The sequence below is a fragment of the Roseimaritima sediminicola genome (genome assembly GCF_009618275.1).
Classification (GTDB): Bacteria; Planctomycetota; Planctomycetia; order Pirellulales; family Pirellulaceae; genus Roseimaritima; species Roseimaritima sediminicola.
Genome location: NZ_WIAD01000072.1, coordinates 1 through 19,736 on the forward strand (window position 1 = coordinate 1; position 19,736 = coordinate 19,736).

13 protein-coding genes are annotated in these 19,736 nt (G+C 59.8%); 5 read left to right on the plus strand and 8 right to left on the minus strand.

Annotated elements, in window-relative coordinates; all coding sequences use genetic code 11:
- The first annotated feature begins 265 nt into the window (after positions 1-265).
- Together GE027_RS21110 and GE027_RS21115 are read left to right on the plus strand one after the other, a co-directional pair.
- Positions 266-847 carry a hypothetical protein gene (locus tag GE027_RS21110; RefSeq protein WP_153559213.1) on the plus strand — a complete coding sequence of 194 codons (582 nt, stop codon included), beginning with the start codon at positions 266-268 and terminating at the stop codon, positions 845-847.
- Between the two features lie 776 nt (positions 848-1,623).
- Entirely contained in the window at positions 1,624-2,103 is a 480-nt protein-coding gene (locus GE027_RS21115; RefSeq protein WP_153559214.1) for a deoxycytidylate deaminase, read from the plus strand.
- Positions 2,104-2,199: 96 nt separating this feature from the next.
- Here the strand turns inward: GE027_RS21115 and GE027_RS21120 are convergent, their stop codons facing one another.
- Positions 2,200-3,924 (minus strand): FAD-dependent oxidoreductase, encoded by a 1,725-nt coding sequence (locus GE027_RS21120; protein ID WP_202617492.1) that lies wholly within the window; start codon positions 3,922-3,924, stop codon positions 2,200-2,202.
- A 299-nt stretch (positions 3,925-4,223) separates the two neighbouring features.
- On the opposite strand from GE027_RS21120, the gene GE027_RS21125 reads away from it, so the two are divergent.
- On the plus strand, positions 4,224-4,688 hold the full coding sequence (locus GE027_RS21125) for a TIGR03067 domain-containing protein (RefSeq protein ID WP_153559215.1): 465 nt from the start codon (positions 4,224-4,226) through the stop codon (positions 4,686-4,688).
- Positions 4,689-4,811: 123 nt separating this feature from the next.
- On the plus strand, positions 4,812-6,251 hold the full coding sequence (locus GE027_RS21130) for a sulfatase family protein (RefSeq protein ID WP_237607705.1): 1,440 nt from the start codon (positions 4,812-4,814) through the stop codon (positions 6,249-6,251).
- 215 nt (positions 6,252-6,466) lie between these two features.
- On the opposite strand, the gene GE027_RS21135 is transcribed toward GE027_RS21130, so the two are convergent.
- The 5 genes from GE027_RS21135 to GE027_RS21155 form a co-directional block, all read right to left on the minus strand.
- Positions 6,467-8,122, minus strand: coding sequence for a serine/threonine protein kinase (locus GE027_RS21135; RefSeq protein ID WP_153559216.1), 1,656 nt, complete (start codon positions 8,120-8,122; stop codon positions 6,467-6,469).
- A 358-nt stretch (positions 8,123-8,480) separates the two neighbouring features.
- Positions 8,481-9,902 carry a DUF1501 domain-containing protein gene (locus GE027_RS21140; protein WP_153559217.1) on the minus strand — a complete coding sequence of 474 codons (1,422 nt, stop codon included), beginning with the start codon at positions 9,900-9,902 and terminating at the stop codon, positions 8,481-8,483.
- Between the two features lie 14 nt (positions 9,903-9,916).
- Positions 9,917-12,781, minus strand: coding sequence for a PSD1 and planctomycete cytochrome C domain-containing protein (locus tag GE027_RS21145; RefSeq protein ID WP_202617493.1), 2,865 nt, complete (start codon positions 12,779-12,781; stop codon positions 9,917-9,919).
- A gap of 195 nt (positions 12,782-12,976) precedes the next feature.
- A complete protein-coding gene (locus GE027_RS21150) occupies positions 12,977-15,076 on the minus strand; it encodes a serine/threonine-protein kinase (protein WP_153559218.1) in 2,100 nt (699 codons plus the stop codon).
- A 261-nt stretch (positions 15,077-15,337) separates the two neighbouring features.
- Positions 15,338-17,701: an arylsulfatase gene (locus GE027_RS21155; protein WP_153559219.1), complete on the minus strand. Its 2,364-nt coding sequence runs from the start codon at positions 17,699-17,701 to the stop codon at positions 15,338-15,340.
- A gap of 316 nt (positions 17,702-18,017) precedes the next feature.
- On the opposite strand from GE027_RS21155, the gene GE027_RS21160 reads away from it, so the two are divergent.
- A complete protein-coding gene (locus GE027_RS21160) occupies positions 18,018-18,515 on the plus strand; it encodes a sigma factor (RefSeq protein ID WP_237607706.1) in 498 nt (165 codons plus the stop codon).
- Positions 18,516-18,740: 225 nt separating this feature from the next.
- Here the strand turns inward: GE027_RS21160 and GE027_RS21165 are convergent, their stop codons facing one another.
- Both GE027_RS21165 and GE027_RS21170 read right to left on the minus strand, forming a co-directional pair.
- On the minus strand, positions 18,741-19,361 hold the full coding sequence (locus GE027_RS21165) for a YdeI/OmpD-associated family protein (RefSeq protein ID WP_153559221.1): 621 nt from the start codon (positions 19,359-19,361) through the stop codon (positions 18,741-18,743).
- Positions 19,362-19,365: 4 nt separating this feature from the next.
- Positions 19,366-19,736 (minus strand): DoxX family protein (locus GE027_RS21170; RefSeq protein ID WP_202617494.1); only part of this gene is annotated, 371 nt, incomplete at its 5' end.

Consider the following 19,736-nt stretch of genomic DNA (forward strand, 5'->3'; position numbering starts at 1 on the left):
CTACCTCCATGTTCCTACCTGTCCCTGGCGAGCAGATGTTAGGAAAATGGAGGTAGGAACATTCGCGTAGTGAGTCGCTGATTTGCGAGGTCAAATATTGCCTGGTCCCGTTTGGGCCCGTATTCTGAGGTCGAGCTAGATTGGCAGGTTGGCAAATCGCCCGCTAATCCGATCACCTCACAAGAACCATGTGTTGAACCACAGTTGCCGATCTGACGCTGCAAGAACCGGTCAACCGTGGGCGACAAGCCGGTTAACACTAACGTTGTTATTTGGGAAAGGCGAATCTTTTTTGACAGGCATCGTTTCCAATGCCGCCAGGCTGAAATGGCATGAGCCACGCTGGTTCTATGTGCCAAGATTATGGCGACAGTTGCGCCAAATTCTCAACCTGCGTTCGCTAGTGGTGATCGTTCTTGCATCCGCGTTTGTTGGTGCCGCGATTATCGCCTTGTGCAAGATTGCGATTCCCCAATTTGCCATCCCCAACCGACTCTGGTGGATGCTCCTCTCCCTTCCCGGCGTGATACTCTACCTTTGTTTCTACTTCGCGTTGCTATCCGCCTTCCCGCCAACGATCACAGTTCGTGGCCGCACGCTTCAGCGAACACACTCCAGCGCGGGGCCGAAGATCAAACCTGAACACGTTCGTATTTCGTGGCTCACTGTTCACTCTCGTGGTCGAGTTCGATTAAAACTTCGGTACTGCCTCGGTAAACTTGAGCGGACGTGCGTATTTGGAGTTTCGAGCAGTGTCGATTTGGACATGCTTGTTCAGGTTTTGCCCCAGGAACCCATCGTGCGTGATGCACGAAAGCGTGCGATCGAACTCGAGAATTGCAAATAACCAAATTCTGCGTACCGCGCACGCGACCGGTTTTTTTGAAATGGGAAGTCGCTCACGCATGTCGGGTGATGGCCGCCGTTACCCCACAGAAAGTCAACCCCCACTTCGAGTTTTGCATTGAATCAAAGCCCATATACTCCGACCGACGTGACATCTGAGCGCAATGCGACAAGGAATCCGAATCGCTCGCATTTCGCGAATTGGATGACCGCAGTCTCCTTTGTTCTGTCGCTGTCAATTGGGGCCTGGTTTGCCGTGTTCTTCTACCCGTCTCGTTTCGGTGTATGGCCTTGGTATCTTTCGCCACGCGAAGCATGGATGGATAAAATCGAGTTCGTGGTATTCTTCCTCGTTCCGCTTTCCGTTGGCTTGACGTTTGCCTGCTTCGCTGGACGGTTTCGTCGCTGGTTGTTTGCACTATTTGCAGCAGGAGTCCTGCTAAGTCTCGTATGACCAGAGAGGATCGGATTGCCAGGCCGTGAAGTCGAGCGGTCTTGAATTGAGCAATCTTTCGCCGCCGCGCCGGTTATCGCAATTCGTAACTGGCGTTTGCGTTCGGCGTTGCGATCATCGTGTCGATTGCGTCAAGCGGTTTCGATTCGCGGCCATTGGCGTGATTCGCGGGCCGAGTATCAATTGCGAAAGCATCGGGGATGAGAGCCCTCGGCGGCTTGCTTTTTGCCTGACCTACTCAACGCGGAGTCCATGCGCCAGAATCGCGAGCACCAGAGAAATGACCAACGGGAAGCTTGAATCGGAACACGGATACGACCTCGATGCCTGATCAACTGAAATGGGACCGCCACTTTATCACGCTGGCGTTGGAAAATGCTCGGATGTCCAAGGATCCGGCAACCCAAGCCGGGGCGATCATCGTGGGCCCGGATCGCGAAGTCCGCTCGATGGGCTACAACGGCCTGCCTCGCGGCATCGCCGATACGCCCGAGCGGCTTGAGAACAAGGAACTGAAGCGTTCGTTGGTCGTGCACGCCGAGATGAACGCGATCCTGAATGCCGCCCGGATCGGAGTCAGCACCCGCGGTTGTGTGCTGTACCTGGCCCTGACCGATGAGAGCGGCGAAGTCTGGGGCGGCCCGCCTTGTGCTCGCTGTACGGTCGAAATCATCCAGGCCGGCATCACCGAGATCGTGGCCAAACCCTTCAAGATGAAAACGTCCTACTGGAAGGACTCGGTCGAGCAAGCCAGGTCGCTGCTAGAGGAAGCCGAGATCCACTATCGCGAGATCGCCAGCTGAGACGACCGTGTTCACCCCATCGGGGCCTCAGCCAGAGCCTAGTGCTGCGTCAGCATTTGATCTTAGGGCCTGGCCGTAGCTGACCTGGACGCGGCACTAATTCTCCCAATCCAGCCGCTGTTTGTCGCGCTCCAGTTTGGCCCTCAGCGCTTGGTAGTCCACATCCTGTACGGCGATACCGTTGTCGATCGCCATCGCGGCGGCTGTACCGGCGCTCTGGCCGAGGATCATAAAGACCGGTTCCATGCGAATCGATCCATAAGCCACGTGCGATGATGACAGGCAGACCGGCACGAACAGGTTCTCGCACTCGCGCTTCCGCGGCACGATCGCGCGGTACGAAACGGGATAGGGTTTTCGGAATGGATGCCCGAAGCCACCTTCGTTGCGAACGGTCAGCACACCGTTTTCTTCCACAACCACGCGCTGGCAAAAATGCGAGTCCATGGGATACGACGCCAGGCCCACGGAATCTTCCGCGACGCGGCGCGACTGGCAATCGGCCTGCGTAACGACATAATCGGACACCATGCGACGACCCTCTCGCACGTACAGTTGATGCGGCCAAAAGCCGGTTTCCTGAAACTCCTGCGGGTCCAGTCCCCAGGCGTTCACTCGCTTCCGCAGCGACTTCGGAACCTGTGGGTCATTCGCCAGAAAATACATCAATCCCTGCTGGTAATTGACGTGATCTTGGAAGATGGCTTCGCGCAGCTCGTACAACTCTCCTAGCGGCACCGGAAGGCCACGACGCGGCGCCGGCATTTCCGTAAAAGAGATCGGCTCGTAGGTGCCGTCGGGCCAGCGATAATTGCCACCGACGTAATCCGACGAGAAACTGCCCGCGTTGTTGCTGTCGCCCTCTCGCATCTGAACCGGCCCGTCGGTCATCGGCGCCGTCGTATAGTTCAGTCGCCACTCGATGTCGTCGTCGAAGTTCAAAAAGCGAGCCAGCAGGGCGTAGCGGTTGGCATCATACTTGGGCGGTTTGGGGAACGCGATTCGGTCCGCATCGCGAGTCAGCTGCATGCGGAAATTGTAGGCCTGCACCTTGTAGTCGCCCTCGCCGGGCTTGCCCGCAGGCTCCGCTGCGATTTCGGGCAGCAGTCCCGAATCCGGGTCATCCGCAATCACAAAGGGACTGATCGGCAATCGGCAGAACTGGTAGACGTTTTTCCAGGATACCGTCTGCCACTGGCCGCCTAAGGATTCGTCGTAAGCGGCTGCGGGCTCTCGTCCGACGCGGTAGGAAACATTCGCAGCAGCCAACAGGTCGCCCTCATAGGTGCTGTCCACGAACATCGCCGCACGAACCGTTTCTCCGCTTTCCAGGGTGGCCGACACCAGCCGGTTCTCGCGCATTTCGACGGACTTCAGTGGACGCCGCAGCAGGACCTCGACGCCCGCCTCCTCCAGCATCGTCCGGTACAACTGTTCTGCCTTGGACGGACGATAGTCGCGCGTCTTGCCGATGCGGTCGTAAAATTCTCGGGCCATGCCGCCGATGGAACGGACCCGACCGAGGTCGGTCGCGGTCAGCCCGCCGGACGTCATGCCGCCCACGTGGCGGTTGAAGGACAGCAACACGGCTCGTTTGCCTTCGCGAGCGGCTTGAATTGCCGCCGTCACCCCGGCCGGTGTGCCCCCGTAAACCGCAACATCGCACTCGATCACCTTCGGCTGTCCGGGGTCAACTGGTTCGTAGTATCGAGGCCCATCCGCAGCGGCCGCGCGCGAGGGGCCGATCAGATGCCCAGCGGCAATCAGGACGATAGCCATCAAGCAGACGAATTGCTGCAAAACATGTGTTCGAGCGGTCATGGATTCAAGGTGGTTCCCGGTAGAGGACAGTCAGTAAAAGAAGGACGGGACAAAGCCGCACAGCATACAACGGTACGCTGATCCGCTGGGCAAACAACTGCCACGCCAAACAAATCTTCTGTTACCCACGGTTCAGGACGTTCCGCGTGGGGCTGGGCATTATAAGCGGCTCCACCGGTGCCCAACATCCAGATCGTGGGAAAGTAAGTCCGCCGGATCCTGTTACGCCAACGACGAGCGAGAACGGTATAATCGATAGGGGCTGTCGATCGATTCTCGACTTCGCGGAGGCTGCGACAATGCGATATTCAGTGGTTGGCTTGTTGGTCGTCGGACTCTTGCTCGCCGCCTCGGCGGCAGCCGACGATGCCAAAGATGATGCGATCAAAAAGGATCGCGAACGAATGGAAGGCACTTGGCGAGTAACGGCCTTGACCGTCAACGGTAATAAGGCGGAGGACGAGGATGCTCAGATGATCACGGTCGTCAACGGCAAAGATGGCACCTGGAGCGTTCGCTTGGAAGGTAAAGAGATCGGCAAAGGCACCAGCGTGTTCGATCCTACCCAGAAACCCAAGTTCATCGACTTTACCCCGACCGAGGGCGAAGAAGCCGGTGAGCAGTTCTTAGGGATCTATCAACTCAAAGAGAATACTCGCAAGCTGTGTTTTGCGCCGGCGGGAGAGGATCGACCCAAACAGTTTTCTTCAACGGCCGAGAATCGGCACACGCTCGTTGTCTTCGAGCGAGTGGAGTCGGAGTAGAGACGGCTCGATTTCGCCACGGCGGCTGGGGTGAACCTGGGGCGAGGTGGCCCGAGGCAAACGAGGCGGCTGCTTCGTCGGTCCCGGTGTTTACAGACGCGGCAACTTGCTGGAGACCGATTGATGAGAGCGTCTTTTATATCTGAAACCTGGACCCGGTCCTTTGCCTTCCGGTTGACCGTCCTGCTGGCCGCCATGGTTGCGACCGCCAGTGCGGCGGCGGCAGAACGACCGAACATCGTGTTGGTGATGGCCGACGATCAGGGCTGGGGACAGGTGGGCTACAACGGGCATCCCGTCCTGGAAACGCCGCATCTGGATGCGATGGCTGCCGGCGGGCTACGCTTCGACCGGTTCTATGCGGCGGGACCCGTCTGCTCGCCGACCCGGGCCTCGGTCCTGACCGGCAGAACGCACGAGCGTACCGGGGTTCCTTCGCACGGATATAACCTCTGCCTGCAGGAGAAGACACTGCCGCGGGCGCTCCAGAGAGCGGGCTACGCGACCGGGCACTTCGGCAAGTGGCATCTGAACGGCGTGCGGGGACCCGGCGTTCCGATTCTCGCAGACGACGCCAACCATCCGGGCCATTACGGATTCGACGAGTGGTTGTCGGTCACGAACTTCTTCGACCTCGATCCACTGATGAGCCGTCGTGGTACGTTCGAAGCGTACGAGGGCGACTCTTCGAACATCATTGTCAGCGAAGCCCTGAAGTTTATGGCCCAGCAGACGTCGAACGACTCACCCTTTCTGGCCGTCATCTGGTACGGTTCGCCGCACCATCCGCAGCGAGCTCTGGAAAAGGATCGGCAGGCCTTTGACGATAGCCCCGAACGACTTGCCCATCACTTTGGCGAGATTGTCGGCATCGACCGCAGCATCGGTGTGCTCAGGAGCGGATTGCGGGAGCTGGGGGTCGAGCGGGATACGCTGGTTTGGTACTGCAGCGACAACGGCGGCTTGAGCCTCGACCCGAATGCGGTTGCCGGCCTTCGCGGTCACAAGGGCGACCTGTTCGAAGGCGGCATCCGCGTGCCGGGCATCATCGAATGGCCGGGCCGGATCGAGCCCCAGGTGACGGATTATCCCGCATCGACGATGGACATCATGCCCACGATCGTGGACCTGCTGGGCCTGCCCGATGAATCGATGTTGGCGGTGCGAGACGGAGAGAGCCTTCTGCCGCTGTTTGATGGAAAGACACCCCAGCGAAGCCGCGGCATTCCGTTTCGTTATCAACAGGGAGCCGCTTTGATCGACGGTGACTACAAACTGATCAACACGAATGATCAGCAGTCCGATCGCTGGCAGCTGTTCGATTTGCGTTCGGACCCGAGCGAGACCACGGACGTGTCGGCAGAGTTGCCCGAGCGGTATGAGCGAATGAAGGCCGAGGCCGAGAAGCGGCTGCGCAGCATCGAAGCCAGCGCGGCAGGCGAGGATTATCCGGAAGGACGAGTCCTCCAGCCGCCGCGCCGCGCGTTCTGGAAAGACATGCCCGAGTACCAGCCCCACCTCGAAACCTTCACCGAATATATCCGCGAAGACCGCAAGCGATAACGAGGAAACCCGCAACCGAGCCGACGGCGCGAGCGGGTTTCCATGGCCACGACCCCGTTTCCCGCTGCAGTGTTGCGCAATGGATCATGGTGCGGAAACCCGAACCGCCGCCTCGAGATCTACCGCCGCGAGACCCGACGCTAGCGCGTACGGCTTGAGGGGTTTTGCGAAGCCGCCCACGATCCGCAGCCGCCACCCAGCCCGCCAGCCGACCCTTAGGCCGACGTGTCTCCCTTCCGCAACAACGCCCAGCCGTTGAACAGGGCGAATGCGTGGAGGGCAAGGCCAAGAGCCGTCATCGTTCCTAGTAAGGTTAAAAGTTGATAACGAATGAACAGGCTGTTTTCAGCCGCTCGGAAATTTTCGAGCTCTGGCCCTATTCCGACTGCCGATGTCACCAACGTGATCAAACCGAGGGTCAGGACGAGCAGACCGAGCCAAACGAATCCGAAGCGGCCTTTCAGGACTCCGATCCCCGCTACGAGGCCGGGCAGATAGATGCACGAGCTGAAACAAAGGATTTCAGCAATCGCGAAATAGGGCTTTTCGGTGGGATGCAGGCCCGTCGCGTAAAAAAGGATCCCGAATAATCCCCACAGGGTCATGATCATCATGAGGGCCGCGATATACCCGCCCGCGGCTAACACAGAGACCGTGGGGTTCTTGGTATACCATCGCCAGATCCGTTCAAGTTGACCTATGGGACGAGCGACGATGGATTCACCACGTTGGAATCGTTCTAGTTCATCGGCGACAAAAGCCGCAGACGAATATCGTTTTTGGGGTTCCTTTTCGAGACATTTCAAGCAGATCGTTTCCAAGTCGAGCGGGATCTGTGCATTCAGCTTGCGAGGACTTGGCGCGTCTTCATTGATCATTTGATGAATCAACATGCGGATATTGCCACGAAACGGAAGCTCTCCGGTCAGCAACCGAAACATGATGACCCCGAGCGAATACAGATCGCTGCACGGATCGGCGTTGTGCCCCTCACCACGAGCCTGCTCCGGAGACATAAAGGCTGGCGTGCCGAGGATCTGGCCGTCCAAGGTCATGGAGACGTCGCCGGCATCGCGGCGAGCCAGACCGAAATCCATCAAGTGGGGCTCGCCCTCCGCGTCGATCATGATGTTGCCGGGCTTCAGATCGCGATGCACAACGCCCCGCTGATGAGCGTGTTGCAGGATTCGGGCGATCTTGGTGCAAAACGCAATCGCTTCACTGATGGACGGTTCACGGGCAGTCAGCCACTCGGCTAGGGTGACGCCCTGAATGTAGTCCGTAACGATGTACAGCGTGTTGTTGGAGCGTCCCACCTCGTGCACTGGGACGATATAGGGATGGTTCAGCTGGGCGACGTTCTGAGCCTCCCTGAGAAACGCTCTTTCCTGTTGATCGTCAAACCGTCTCTGACGCGGGATTTTTATCGCGACGATGCGATCAAGTTTCGTATCGTGCGCTTTCCAGACGATACCGAACGTGCCCATTCCCAGCCGATCGATAAGCCTAAAATGACCGATCTCGCATAGGTCGCTTGCGGACATTGTCGACGACACGTCGCCAGCCAGGCTGAAGTTGCTTCCGCATAGAGGACACAACACATCCGCAAGCGTGCTGCTCTCTTCGACAATGATCGGATTGTGGCACAGCGGGCAGCGAACGGTCAGGCCATCATGGGTTGCATGACAATTCTCTGCAAAGGGAGTGGTAGCGAGAACGTCTTTCTTCAGTTCCTCCTTGAAAATTCTGGGAGCTTCACCACTTGGCATGCGACTGGCCTTGATGGTTTGCGAATGGTTGGTATGAGCAACAATGTAGGAGGGGCGATCAAGAAGTTTATCAAGTTTCGCGTTTGACTGATCGCTGTTCAAGACGCTGGATGGACATTAAAGCCGCCGGGCGATGCGAGGAACGCTGTTTACTGTACACCCGCAGCGTTACTTGCTGGACTTGCCTTTGCTCGCCCACCAGGCTTCCCACTCCGTTCGCCGAACGTCGGAGCCCGATAATGGACGCTTGCCGAGGCGCCGACGTGGTGCCACCAGCGGCCCGTCAACAACGAGGCCCGCGTGTGTTCTTTCGGCAGGTGTTAGAGGTGGGCGACACAACTATGTTAAGCATGTCGGCACAAGGATGCCGGCGGAAACTTGCTCTAGAGGTTCGCGATTCAGTCCCCATGGGACGGACGCGATGTCGCCGCGAGCCTGAGCCGTTGGTACGGTAACGGCACTAGGCAATCAACTCGTCGATCACCTTGCCGCCGAATTGGCTGAGTTGTTTGAAGCGGCCCGCGTGGTAGTAGGTCAACTTGTTGTCGTCCAGTCCCAGCAGACGCAACAGCGTGACGTGGAAGTCGCGGACGTGGTGCACGTTCTCCACCGCCGTCGCCCCGATCTCGTCGGTCGCCCCGACGGTGTGTCCGGCCTTGCAGCCGCCGCCGGCCATCCAAATCGTCATCGCGTCGGGGTTGTGATCGCGTCCGTAAGCGAGACCGCCGCCACGCACCCCATTGTCGGGCGTGCGGCCGAACTCGCCCATCCAGACGATCAGTGTCTCCTCCAGCATCCCCCGCTCTTTCAGGTCGTTGATCAGAGCAGCGATCGGACGGTCCACCGTGGGGATCAAGGCGCCGTGAGCTTTGGCGATGTAATCGTGCGAGTCCCAGGTGCTGCAGTAGACCTGCACGAACCGAACGCCCTGTTCGACCAACTTGCGAGCCAACAAACAGCGACGGGCGAAGTTGTCCGTCGGCGCTAGGCCGATGCCGTAGCGGTCGAGCGTCTGCTGGTTTTCGCCGTCAATATTCAGCACCCCCGGCACCTCCATTTGCATCCGGAACGCCAGCTCGTAATTCTCCATCCGCGCCGCTAGCTGGGCGTGCTGCGGATGCCGGGCCGCATGGCGAGCGTTGATCTGCTGCAGGAAGTCCAGGTTCTCTCGCTGGTGCTGGCGGCTGATGCCTTCGGGCGGCGCGATGTCGAGAATCGGGGAACCTTTCGGCCGCAGGGGCGTGCCTTGCAGGGCCGTGGGCAGGAAGCCGTTGGACCAGTTCGCCGCGCCGCCTTGAGGATACGCCAGCTCCGGCAACACGATGAAGCCCGGCAGGTCCTGGTTCTCGCTGCCGAGACCGTAGTTGACCCAGGCGCCGAGGGACGGATCGCCACCGAATCGGTTGCCGGTGTTGACGTGATAATTGGCCGTGGGATGGTTGACCGATTCGACCTGACAGCCACGGAAGAAACAGAGCTCGTCAGCCACGCCCGAGAGATGCTCCCACAACTCGCACATGTCGGCCCCGCTGTCTCCCGCCTTGTGGAACTTGAACGGGCTCTCGACGTAGTACCGCTTTCCGCTGCTCATCGCCGATTGCTCTTCGCCGCTGCGATGAAATTCCTTCATGTGCAGCTCGCTCAGCTGCGGCTTCGGGTCGAACGTATCGATGTGCGACGGTCCGCCTTCCATGTAAAGAAAGATGCAGTGCTTTGCCTTGGCCCGAGGGAAATGGGGGCTTCTGGTGGCGGAAGCGTGCTCGGCCGTGTTCTCTTGTTCGGCTTGAGCCAACATCGAAGAGAACGCCACGGAGCCGAGACTGGCACCCAGGCCGTAAAGGAAGTCGCGTCGGGGCACGGCTGAAGGACGTTGGAAAGGCATGCCGGACAATCCCACTAGTAAACGTAGATGAATTCGTTGCTGTTCAGCAGCACCAGGCACAGATCGCTCAGGGCCCGCTTTTCAGGGCTCGCTTCATGACGTGCCAGGTCTGCCTGGTAGTCTTCGTAGACGAACAGTTTCTCGGTGAACCGAAACGGTTTGCCGGTGTTCTCGTCGATCGCTTCTCGCACCACTGTGGTAGGCCACTCGGGCGGGTCGAAGTGCAGTTGCTGTTGCCGCGTGAGCATCCTGCGCCAGTGCTGCAGCATCGCGTCGACCTCTCCGGCCAGCGGCTCGCGACCGTAGACCAAGCGAATCAACCGCTCGACCACCGCCCGGCGGTTGGTCTCGCCCTGCTCGGCACCGCCTGTCGCTTCGAGCAACCGGTGGGCGAGCGCCAACGCGCGGTCATGGTTGTCGCGGCCGTTCATCAACGCGAACACTTGCGGCGTGATGTTCGACTGGTCGCGCCGTTCGCAGGAGGTCGACGATCCCGGTTGGTTGAACGTTTCCATGAACGGCATCCGCTGTCCGCGAAGTCGCGTGATGTAGATCGAACGTCGGTTGCGGGTTTGCGGTTTGGGGTTCGGCACGTAGCTGGGGGCGAAGGTACCCATGATCATCCGCGGCTGCAGGGCCGCTTCCAGGTTCATATCGGGTCGCACCGGGATGCCGCCGATCTCCGGATTTAAATCGCCCGAGACGAACAGCATCGCGTCGCGGATCTCTTCGGCTTCCAGCCGCCGCGGCAGGAACACCGCGTACGACCGCCGATTCGGATCGACGTCGGCCAGCCGCTGCGGATTCGGATGGGTGCTGGCCCGCCGGTAAGCCCGCGAGTTCATGATCACGCGGTGAAGGTGTTTGACCGACCAGCCGTTCTCGGTGAACTCGGTCGCCAACCAGTCGAGCAGCCGCGGGTGGGTGGGTTTCTCGCCGGTGGCGCCAAAATTGTTCGGATTGCCGGCGATGCCGCGGCCGAAGTGATGCGACCAGATGCGGTTGACCATCACCCGCGCGGTCAGCGAGTTCTCGGCGTTGGCGATCCAGTTCGCAAGCTCTGTGCGGCGACCGCCGCGTTTGCCGGTAATCGCCGTTTCCAGTCCGCCGGGCACCGCGCTCAGCACGCCCGGATCGACCGGCTCACCTGGTGAAAAGACGTCGCCGCCGGTCAAGATCGTTGTCTGCGGAAGCTCCGTTGGTTTCAAAGGAGCCTTCGGCATTTTGATGCGGCCGCCGCCGCGTGGCGGCTCCCGCGTGCTGCCGTTGTAAACCGTAAACGCCAGCGGCTCGTAGCGATCCAGCTCCCAACCGAACCGCTGCCGCCACTTGCGGGCGATCCGCTCCAGGCCGAACTCCTGCGGCGTTCTCAGCAGCTTGCCGCTGGGTAGGTCCTCCGCGGCCGCGCCCGCTTTCTTTGCCTCGGCCTTGCTCTGGTAGGGCAAATCTCGCTGCTTGAACCATTCGCGTTCGTACTGTTTCTGTTTCTCGTTCAGCCGCTGCAGCGATTGTTCGTTCCACCGGTGGCGCATCTCGTGATAGCGGCGGTCTTCCTCCATACCGCGGAGATTTTCCTCTGCCAACCACTCGGCTGCGACCGTGGCGAACTGGGTCGTGGCAAAGTTGGCTTGAAAGCGGTAATAGTCACGAGTCGGGATCGGATCGAATTTGTGATCGTGACAGCGGCAGCACTGAAGCGGCTGGGCCAGGAAGACCTGCCCGACCGTGTCGGTGATGTCGTCCAGCCATTGTTGACGGGTGACCTTGGCGACGCTCATCCCGGTATGTTCCCAAGGCCCCATCCGCAGGAAGCCCGCAGCGATCAGCATTTCCGGATCGTCCCGGTCGATCTCATCACCGGCGATCTGTTCGCGGATGAAGCGGTCGTAGGGTTTGTCTTCGTTGAACGAACGGATCACGTAATCGCGGTACCGCCAGGCGTTGGGCCGTTCCCAGTCGTTGGCGAACCCCGAGCTGTCGGCATAGCGGACCACATCCAGCCAGTGCCGGGCCCACTGCTCGCCGTAGTGCGGGCTTTCCAGCAGACGGTCGACCAAGGCCGCGAACGCGACATCATTGGGCCGCGGATCTTCGGCAAACTGTCGGACCTGCTCCGGCGTCGGCGGCAAGCCCAGCAGATCGAAGCTGACGCGGCGGATCAGCGTGCGACGATCGGCCAGCGGTGCCGCTTCGAGCTGCCGCTGCTCGAGGCCGTGATCGATGAAGGCGTCGACCGGATTACCATCGTGCCCATCCAGCCGATCGGCGAAGTCACGCTCGATGGGCTGAAACGCCCACACGTCTTCCGGCTTGTATTTACGGTTGGTCCACGGCTCGCTCAAACCGCCGCTGGTCGAGACACGGACCCCCTCGGCGTATTCGGCGTAGATTTCCGCGACCCGTTCTTCGTCTGGCCAGGGAGCTCCGTGGTTGATCCAGTCGCGCACCGCCCAGACTTCTTCCTGCGAGAGCGCCTCGGCCTCTTTGGGCGGCATTTCGTAACCGGGTTCCTCGCGCCGGACCATCGCCAACAGGTAACTCGCCGCGGCATCGCCGGGGACCACTGCAACGTCCCCATAGGCATCGCCGCCGCCGAGCATCGACTCGCGCGAGCTGAGGTCGAACTCCCCTTGCATCTCATCGGCCTCGCTGCTGTGACAGCCAAAGCACTTCTCGCGAAGCAGCGGCCGGACCTCGAGGGCGAACCGTTTTTCGCCTGCGGACGGCTCGCGGTCCGAGGCACCGGGTTGGCGGTTGCTATCGGCCGGTTCGTCGGCTCGAGCCGGAACCACTACCGTCCAGGCACCCACCGCAACCATCGCGGCGAGCCACCATCTCGCCGGGCCAGCGGGGTTCTGTTTGCGCGCATGTTTCTTCATTCGTTCGCCATTCCCAACTCGTACAATGCTTCGATCTCGCCCGCGAGTTAGCCGGCCTGTCGATTGATTGAGCCGTTTAGGCGATAGCCTCGGTTTCGTCACCGCAAAACCGGAGCTATCGCCCAAACGGCTCACATAGGCCATGCGTTTTCGAATAAATCGACAGGCCGCAGCGTCTCGGGCGGACCTGTCATCTTACCGCAAAGCTTCCGCGGCACGCGAACGATCTTCGTTTCGCTGCGTGACGATGAATGGCAAAAGGTGTAGGTCCGGGCGGTGGGTCTGAAGCCACAGCAGGTGAGCCTCCGACGCCTCGATTGCCTCGAGTCCCACCGCAAATCTCCCCTGCTCGATCGCACAGTCCGCCAGTTCCGATTCCGCTCGCAGCAGATCCAGTCGAAAGTTCCAGGCTTCCGGTGCGGCCTCAAAAGCTTCCCGGGCATACGCCACCGCTTGTCGATAATGCTGCAAAGCCAGTTCGGGTCGGCCCTCCCGCACGGCCAGCCTCGCCAGCTCTTTATGTGCGCTGATGCGATGCTTCCAGTGCCGGGGCTCGGACGCCGGGTTTGCATACAACGCTTCGGCAACGGCAAGGGCCTCGAGGCAATGCTCGCGCAGTGTATCCGGCGCTAGTAAATCGGCGTTCAGGTGAACAAAGGCGATCCCGCTGGCGGCATAGCAGTCTGCATAATCCAGGTTCTGCGGATAGGATCGAAACAAGCCGCCGATGAAATCCGTGGCCAGCATCAGTGATTCGTTTCCCGGCTCTGTCCGGCCAATCTCGTGTTCGACGTAGCCCAACTTGTGGTACGCGTGGAACAAATCAAAACGCATCGTTTCCGGTTCGTATCCCACGCCCAGAAGGTAGCTGTATTCCGCGATCGCCAGCTGGATTTCGTCGATGGCACGCGGTTCTTCGCCGACCTCATTAAGGTACTCGGCCAGGATGTAGCAAGCCTGAGCGTACTTGTACCTCATCGGCCGGTCGTTCGGATACAGCGATACGAATTGGGCAAACTGGTTTCGCGTGGCGGCCAACAAGTCCGCACGAGCCGTGGAACTGAGGTCTTCACCGGGCCGCAAACGCATCACGGCCCCCTGAAAATCCTTCACCGTGTTCGTCGCCGCTCGCAGATGGTCGTGCAGGATCGCGCGTTTGCTCAACTCGGCCTGCCACCAGCCGGCCAGCAGAAACCCGCTGGCGATGCAAGCCAGCATGGCGACGCTAACCAAGGCAGCCGAGATCGGCTCGCGCCGAACCCACAACAGCGAGCGATCCCATGCGGTTTGCTTCTCAGCTCGCACGGGCCGCAGTGCCAGGACGTTCTCCAGGTCCTCCCGCAATTGGCCGACCGTCGCGTAGCGTTTTTCGGGATCGAGCTGAAGGCCTCGGTTGGTCACGGCCAACAGGGCTCGCGGACAGCGGTACTTGGCGAGGTTCGGTTCCAAAACCGCAATGGGGGCTTCGGCTGTGGACAACGTGATGGCCGACAGGGTCGATCGTGCGGCCCTCGGTGCTTGCTTCGAGAGCAGTCGATACAGCGTCGCGGCCAGCCCGAAAACATCCGTCGCAATGCTGATCTCACCGCCGGGAGCGCCGTCGCGCGGCAGCAACTGCTCGGGCGCCATGTAGGCCGGAGTACCGCGAAGGTGTTTTGAGAGCAAGCTGGCCGCCGGGTTCGATTCTTCGAAAAATCGAACCAAACCAAAATCGGTGACGATGACTTCGCCGTTTTGGTTGACCAACAGATTGGCTGGCTTCAAATCGCAGTGCAACACGCCTCGGGCATGAGCGTGTTCAATCGCTCGGCACGCTTGGATCATCAAGTGGACGATTGTCTTCCAGTCGCAATCCGGCTGGTCGCAGTACGCGTCGATCGATGATCCCTGGACGTAATCCATGGCCAGGTAGGCCAGGTGAGGGCCAGCCAGGCCGCTGTCCAGCAGCGAAACGATGCCCGGGTGGGACAAGGCCTTCAGGGCGTTGGATTCATCGCGAAAGTTATCGGAGGTCGCCGCCGAGCCGCTTCTGCGCAGCAGCTTCACGGCAACGGTCCGATGGCGAGGCAGATCCGCGTCGGCATTCTCGGCCAGGTAGACGCGTCCGAAACCGCCGCGGCCGATTTCATTCAACAGGCGATAGGGGCCAACCTGCGAAACGTTCTCGAAATCATTGCCATGCTCGCCGGTCAAGTGGCCATCGAAGGATTCCGCCGCACAGCCATCAAGAAGATGCGAGGGAATCGTATCGAGTTCACTTTCTGTTAGATCCAAATGCTCTGCATCACGTGTCATGAGGTCGGCTGAGTGCGGTCCAACCGTGCGATTCGAGGAAGGCGACTCGCAAGGCTGGAGACTGGTGAAGATCGCTGATCGTCGATTTCAATTGTAGCCAGTTCTCGTCGATCCTGTGTCCTGCTGTACACCGCTTTCCGCTGGGATCCCCAGCCGACCGGACGTGCGGCCGGCCACACTTGCATGACGACTCCCGCAGCAGAGACGGCCGCAGCGAACTGCGGGTGCAGGTGCTGCGGCCGGCCGGTTTCGGCGTGGAGCTCAGTCGGTGTACTTGACCTTGGTGGTCTTCAGGGTGCCGTCGAACTTGAAGGGTTTTTGGTCATAGTAGAATTCGGAAACCGGCGAGCCCAGGTCGCTGCCCAGATCCAGGCAATCGTTCGCGGTGAACGTGAGCGGAGCCGAACGCGGGACCTTGCCGCCGGCGACCCGTTCGCCGTTGACTTTCAACGTGATCTCGCCGACCAGATCGGGCTTTACCAGCTCGAAGTGACTGTCCACTTCAATCGTCACTTCCCCGGCAGGCACCCTTTGGTCCGAGCGGAACTTGGTCCGCTCGATCTCGAACAGGTTGTACTCGTAACAGAGGTAACCATCATCCAGGTAGCAGGTCAGCCCGCCGGAGAACCCGCCCAGGGCGTACAGGACGCCGCTGGCCTTTTCCGGCACGACCGCCTCGATCGTCACCGTGTTGGGACGCGCCCCCAGTGCCGGCGCCGCGAACTCGGGCATCCTGACTATGTTGCCCGAGAAAGTCCATTCGGTGTAAGGCGGCGATGGTTTGTCTTCGGGATGCAGCACCGGCACCCACAGGCCGCCTCCGATCGGCAGGTTCTTGTTCTTGGTCGATTCGATCAAAAACAATTCTTTCATATCTTGAAGCTTCTCGGGCATCTCGGCGGCCAAGTCGTTGGCTTGACTCCAGTCTTCTTCCAGGTTGTACAGCTCCCAGGTGTCGTCGCGGGGGTCCCAGACCGACAGGTCGGGCGCACCGGGCGTCCACGGGGTCCGGGGGCCGAACGTACTGGCCATCCAGCCATCGTGATAAATGGCTCGGCTGCCCATGATGTCGAAGAACTGCGTCTTGCGCTGGCCTTCGGCTTGGGGGTCTTTGAACGTGTACAGCAAACTGATCCCGTCGATCGGATCCTGGGCAACGCCGTGGATCTCTCGCGGCGGCGTGATGTCCAGCACCTCGTAAACCGTGGGGACGATGTCGACCACGTGGTGAAACTGAGGCCGTGGCGTCTTGTCGGCTGGCAGTGACTTGGGCCAGCTGACGGCCATCGGCTGGCGGGTTCCGCCGAAGTGGGCGGCCACCAGTTTCGTGCTCTTGTAGGGAGTGCTGCCGGCCCACGCCCATCCGGCGTGATACATATTATCGGTCTTCGCCGTTCCTAAGACGTCGAGTCCGCCGAGCTGGTCGAGAGCGCGGATGTGGTCTTCGATTTTCGTGGCGATCCCGTTCTGGGCCAGCAGCTCGCTGATCGTCCCATTTTGGCCTTCGGCGCTGGAGCCGTTGTCGCCCCAGATGTAGAACACCAGCGTATTGTCCAGCCGCTGCTGACGTTCCAGCTCGTCGAGGATCCGGCCCGCATGATGGTCGGCGTGTTCGCTGAATCCGGCAAACACTTCCATCAGCCGGCGCTGAAACGGCTTCTCGTCTTCGGGAATGTCATCCCAGGCTGCCAGCGAATCGGGGCGCGGGGTCAGCCGGGTGTCTTCCGGGATCCAGCCCAGCCGCTTGGCTCGCGCGAAGACCCGTTCGCGGTACTTGTCCCAGCCGTCATCGAACTTGCCTTTGTACTTGTCCGCCCACTGCGTGGGTACCTGATGAGGTCCGTGGGAAGCCCCGGTCGCCCAGTACATGAAAAACGGTTTGTCCGGCGAAAACGCCTGCTGCTCGCGAAGCCAGTGGATGGCGTCGTCGGCGATATCTCCGGTCAGGTGGTACTCGCTGCCGTCGTCGAGTTTTTCGGGAGTCTCCACGACCGACGTGTTTCGGACCAGATGCGGCTCGTACTGCGAGGCCTCGCCCGCCAAGAATCCGTAGAAATACTCAAATCCGTAACCGGTTGGCCAGTAATCGAAGGGGCCTTTGGAGGTGGTCTGCGCGGCCGGCGTATTGTGCCATTTTCCCCACGCCGCGGTGTTGTATCCATAATCTTTCAGCACTTCAGCCAAGGTGCCGCTGGACTTGGGGATCGTGCCGCTGAACCCATCCCAGTCGTTGGCAAGCTCGGCGATCTGTCCATTGCCGACGCGGGTGTGGTTGCGGCCGGTAAGCAGCGAGGCCCGCGTCGGAGAGCACATGGCCGTGGAGTGAAAGCGATTGTAAGAGATGCCTTGTTCGGCGACACGGGAGAGATTCGGTGTGTGAACCTCGCCGCCATAGGTATCCGGGGTACCGGGACCGACATCGTCGATCAGGATAATCAGAATGTTCGGCGCGTCGGCGGGCAGCCGATGGGGATCCACCCGCGTCTGATATTCCGACTCCTGCATCGTCGGGCCCGCCACCGATGCCGAAGGCGTCGGCGGGAACGGCAACGACTCCTGAGCATGCGTCGATCCGGACAGGAGCAGCGCGAGACTGCAGAAGATAAACACACCGAACTTTCGCATAGGGACAAACTCCAGAATAGGCAGCAAGCGTTGGGTAAGCGGGTGGCGAACGCAGGGCCGTCAAAACGACGAGAGTTTCAGATGAGAATTTCAATCGCCATCGCAAGAACGCGCGAAAACGTGTCACGCCGTGCGATGGCGGCCCTGCTAAAGTTTAGCCAGTTGCAATTCCAGTGCAATCATTCTGATGTAGGACCTACGCAAACTCATCAAAACTTCATCTCGCCAAACCCCCGGTTCCGGTAGTAATCCAATGAATTCTTTCCAGAACGAGCTTGATGAAATTTACCGAACGCAGTCTCGGCGTGGGTTCGCGATGCTGGTACACCTGCTTGGTGATTGTGACCTTGCCGAAGAGGCGATGCATGAGGCGTTCGCGGCGGCGAGGCAGCAGTGGCCGCGAGAGGGCATTCCGGCAAGCCCGCGGGCGTGGTTGGTTTCCACGGGACGTTTCAGCGCGATCGATGCGATCCGGCGGCAACGTCGTCTTGCCGACAAGCAGCCTGAGCTATTGGCTCGCATCGAAGCCGTTGACGCGGACAATGAAGCACGCGCTGGCTACGACATCGAAGACGATCCGCAGCGGTTCATTTTTACTTGCTGCCATCCGGCGATCGACCCGGAATTTCAAGTGCCGTTGACGTTGCGAGAGGTTTGCGGCCTGAAGACCGAAGGGATCGCTCGCACATTCCTGACGCGTCCGGCAGCGATGGCGCAGAGGATTGTGCGTGACAAAGCAAGAATTCGCGACGCGGGAATTCCCTGCGTGATCCCATCCCAGACCGATTTGCCTCGGCGGCTCGCGACGACCTGAAGGATTATCACCTTCTGCACTCGACTCGCGGCGAGCTGCCTCGCCGAACGGGCCGGCTTGATGAGGCGACGGAAGCTTTCGGCTGTGCGCTCGATTTGGCTCAGCAAAAGCCAGGGCGGTGTTTTCTGGAGGGCAAGTTGCGGGAACTGCGAGCCCGGATGTGATCGAAGTCAACTCCAATCGAACCTCTTGCCGTCGAGCTGACTTTCTCGCTGAATCCGTAGTTCACCGCTCCATAACGCCTTTTCCGGCGAGAATCTTGTCTCGAAACTTGGCGATGCGAGATATCCGTGTTTCTGGTTTCTTTGCTGCATTGAGGTTGATCACGTAGCTTCTCTGCCTGCCGGGCGTAAGGGAGTGAAAAGCGTCTGCAAGCACGGGGTCGGCGTCCAATGCATCGATAAGTTCACCAGGTAGTTCAAGTTCATATTCCTCTTTTGGTGGCTTAATGCCGGCCTCCGCATAGCCTTTGGCCTCGTCCAGATAAGACATGATTGCCTGTTTCATTAACTGCACTTGAGTATTTTTCGTAAACCGAATCATGTCAGGGTGTCGCGCGTTGGGACCCTGCCTTTCCAGGACTTTCTGGGGATCCTTCATCAAAGCGGCATTGAAGAAACTGATGCGAAAGTCGCCGCGAAATGCACCGAAAATCACGATGTTGCGATTCGCATGCATGTAGCAAGGATGTGCCCACTTCACTGTCTCAACCAGGCCTGATTCAAGACAGATCTTCCGAAGCTCGCTGAGCCCTCGGCTCCACTGTCGCGTCGAACAATCCGAGGTGGCAAACCGCTCGCAGCGTCCACACCCTTGGGAAAAATACGTCTCAATGTCGGTAATCATGGCGTCATCCTACCAGCATGAAGCGACCAAAAGCGATGAAACCGCAGATCACCGCCACCACTAACCAGTAAGCCACAGGGGCGAGCGTCGAGTCGCCAGAATAGTAATGCAGGCCAATGAACAACAGCATCTCCGCTACGATGCAAACTGCTGCGACAGGAGCCAGGAAGTCCCATGGTTTGTAGATCAATGGGATGAGAAAGCAGATACTCAAGAGGATCTCAAACCCACCCATCGCTATCCAAGCTCCGTTCGGGATCGCCTTGAGCGAGGGCATCGTTTCTTCAGCGGAATTAGAGAACTTCCACACTGCACCCATTAAGGTGTGCAATGCGATTAGGGCCTGAAGCACCCACAGGACGGTGTTCATGTTTC

Bases quoted from the DNA above. Each gene is read 5' to 3' on its own strand.
- GE027_RS21145 (WP_202617493.1), bottom strand. From the start codon at position 12,781: ATGAAGAAACATGCGCGCAAACAGAACCCCGCTGGCCCGGCGAGATGG.
- GE027_RS21115 (WP_153559214.1), top strand. From the start codon at position 1,624: ATGCCTGATCAACTGAAATGGGACCGCCACTTTATCACGCTGGCGTTG.
- GE027_RS21160 (WP_237607706.1), top strand. From the start codon at position 18,018: ATGCTGGTACACCTGCTTGGTGATTGTGACCTTGCCGAAGAGGCGATG.
- GE027_RS21150 (WP_153559218.1), bottom strand. From the start codon at position 15,076: ATGACACGTGATGCAGAGCATTTGGATCTAACAGAAAGTGAACTCGAT.
- GE027_RS21165 (WP_153559221.1), bottom strand. From the start codon at position 19,361: ATGATTACCGACATTGAGACGTATTTTTCCCAAGGGTGTGGACGCTGC.
- GE027_RS21130 (WP_237607705.1), top strand. From the start codon at position 4,812: ATGAGAGCGTCTTTTATATCTGAAACCTGGACCCGGTCCTTTGCCTTC.
- GE027_RS21140 (WP_153559217.1), bottom strand. From the start codon at position 9,902: ATGCCTTTCCAACGTCCTTCAGCCGTGCCCCGACGCGACTTCCTTTAC.
- GE027_RS21125 (WP_153559215.1), top strand. From the start codon at position 4,224: ATGCGATATTCAGTGGTTGGCTTGTTGGTCGTCGGACTCTTGCTCGCC.
- GE027_RS21155 (WP_153559219.1), bottom strand. From the start codon at position 17,701: ATGCGAAAGTTCGGTGTGTTTATCTTCTGCAGTCTCGCGCTGCTCCTG.
- GE027_RS21120 (WP_202617492.1), bottom strand. From the start codon at position 3,924: ATGACCGCTCGAACACATGTTTTGCAGCAATTCGTCTGCTTGATGGCT.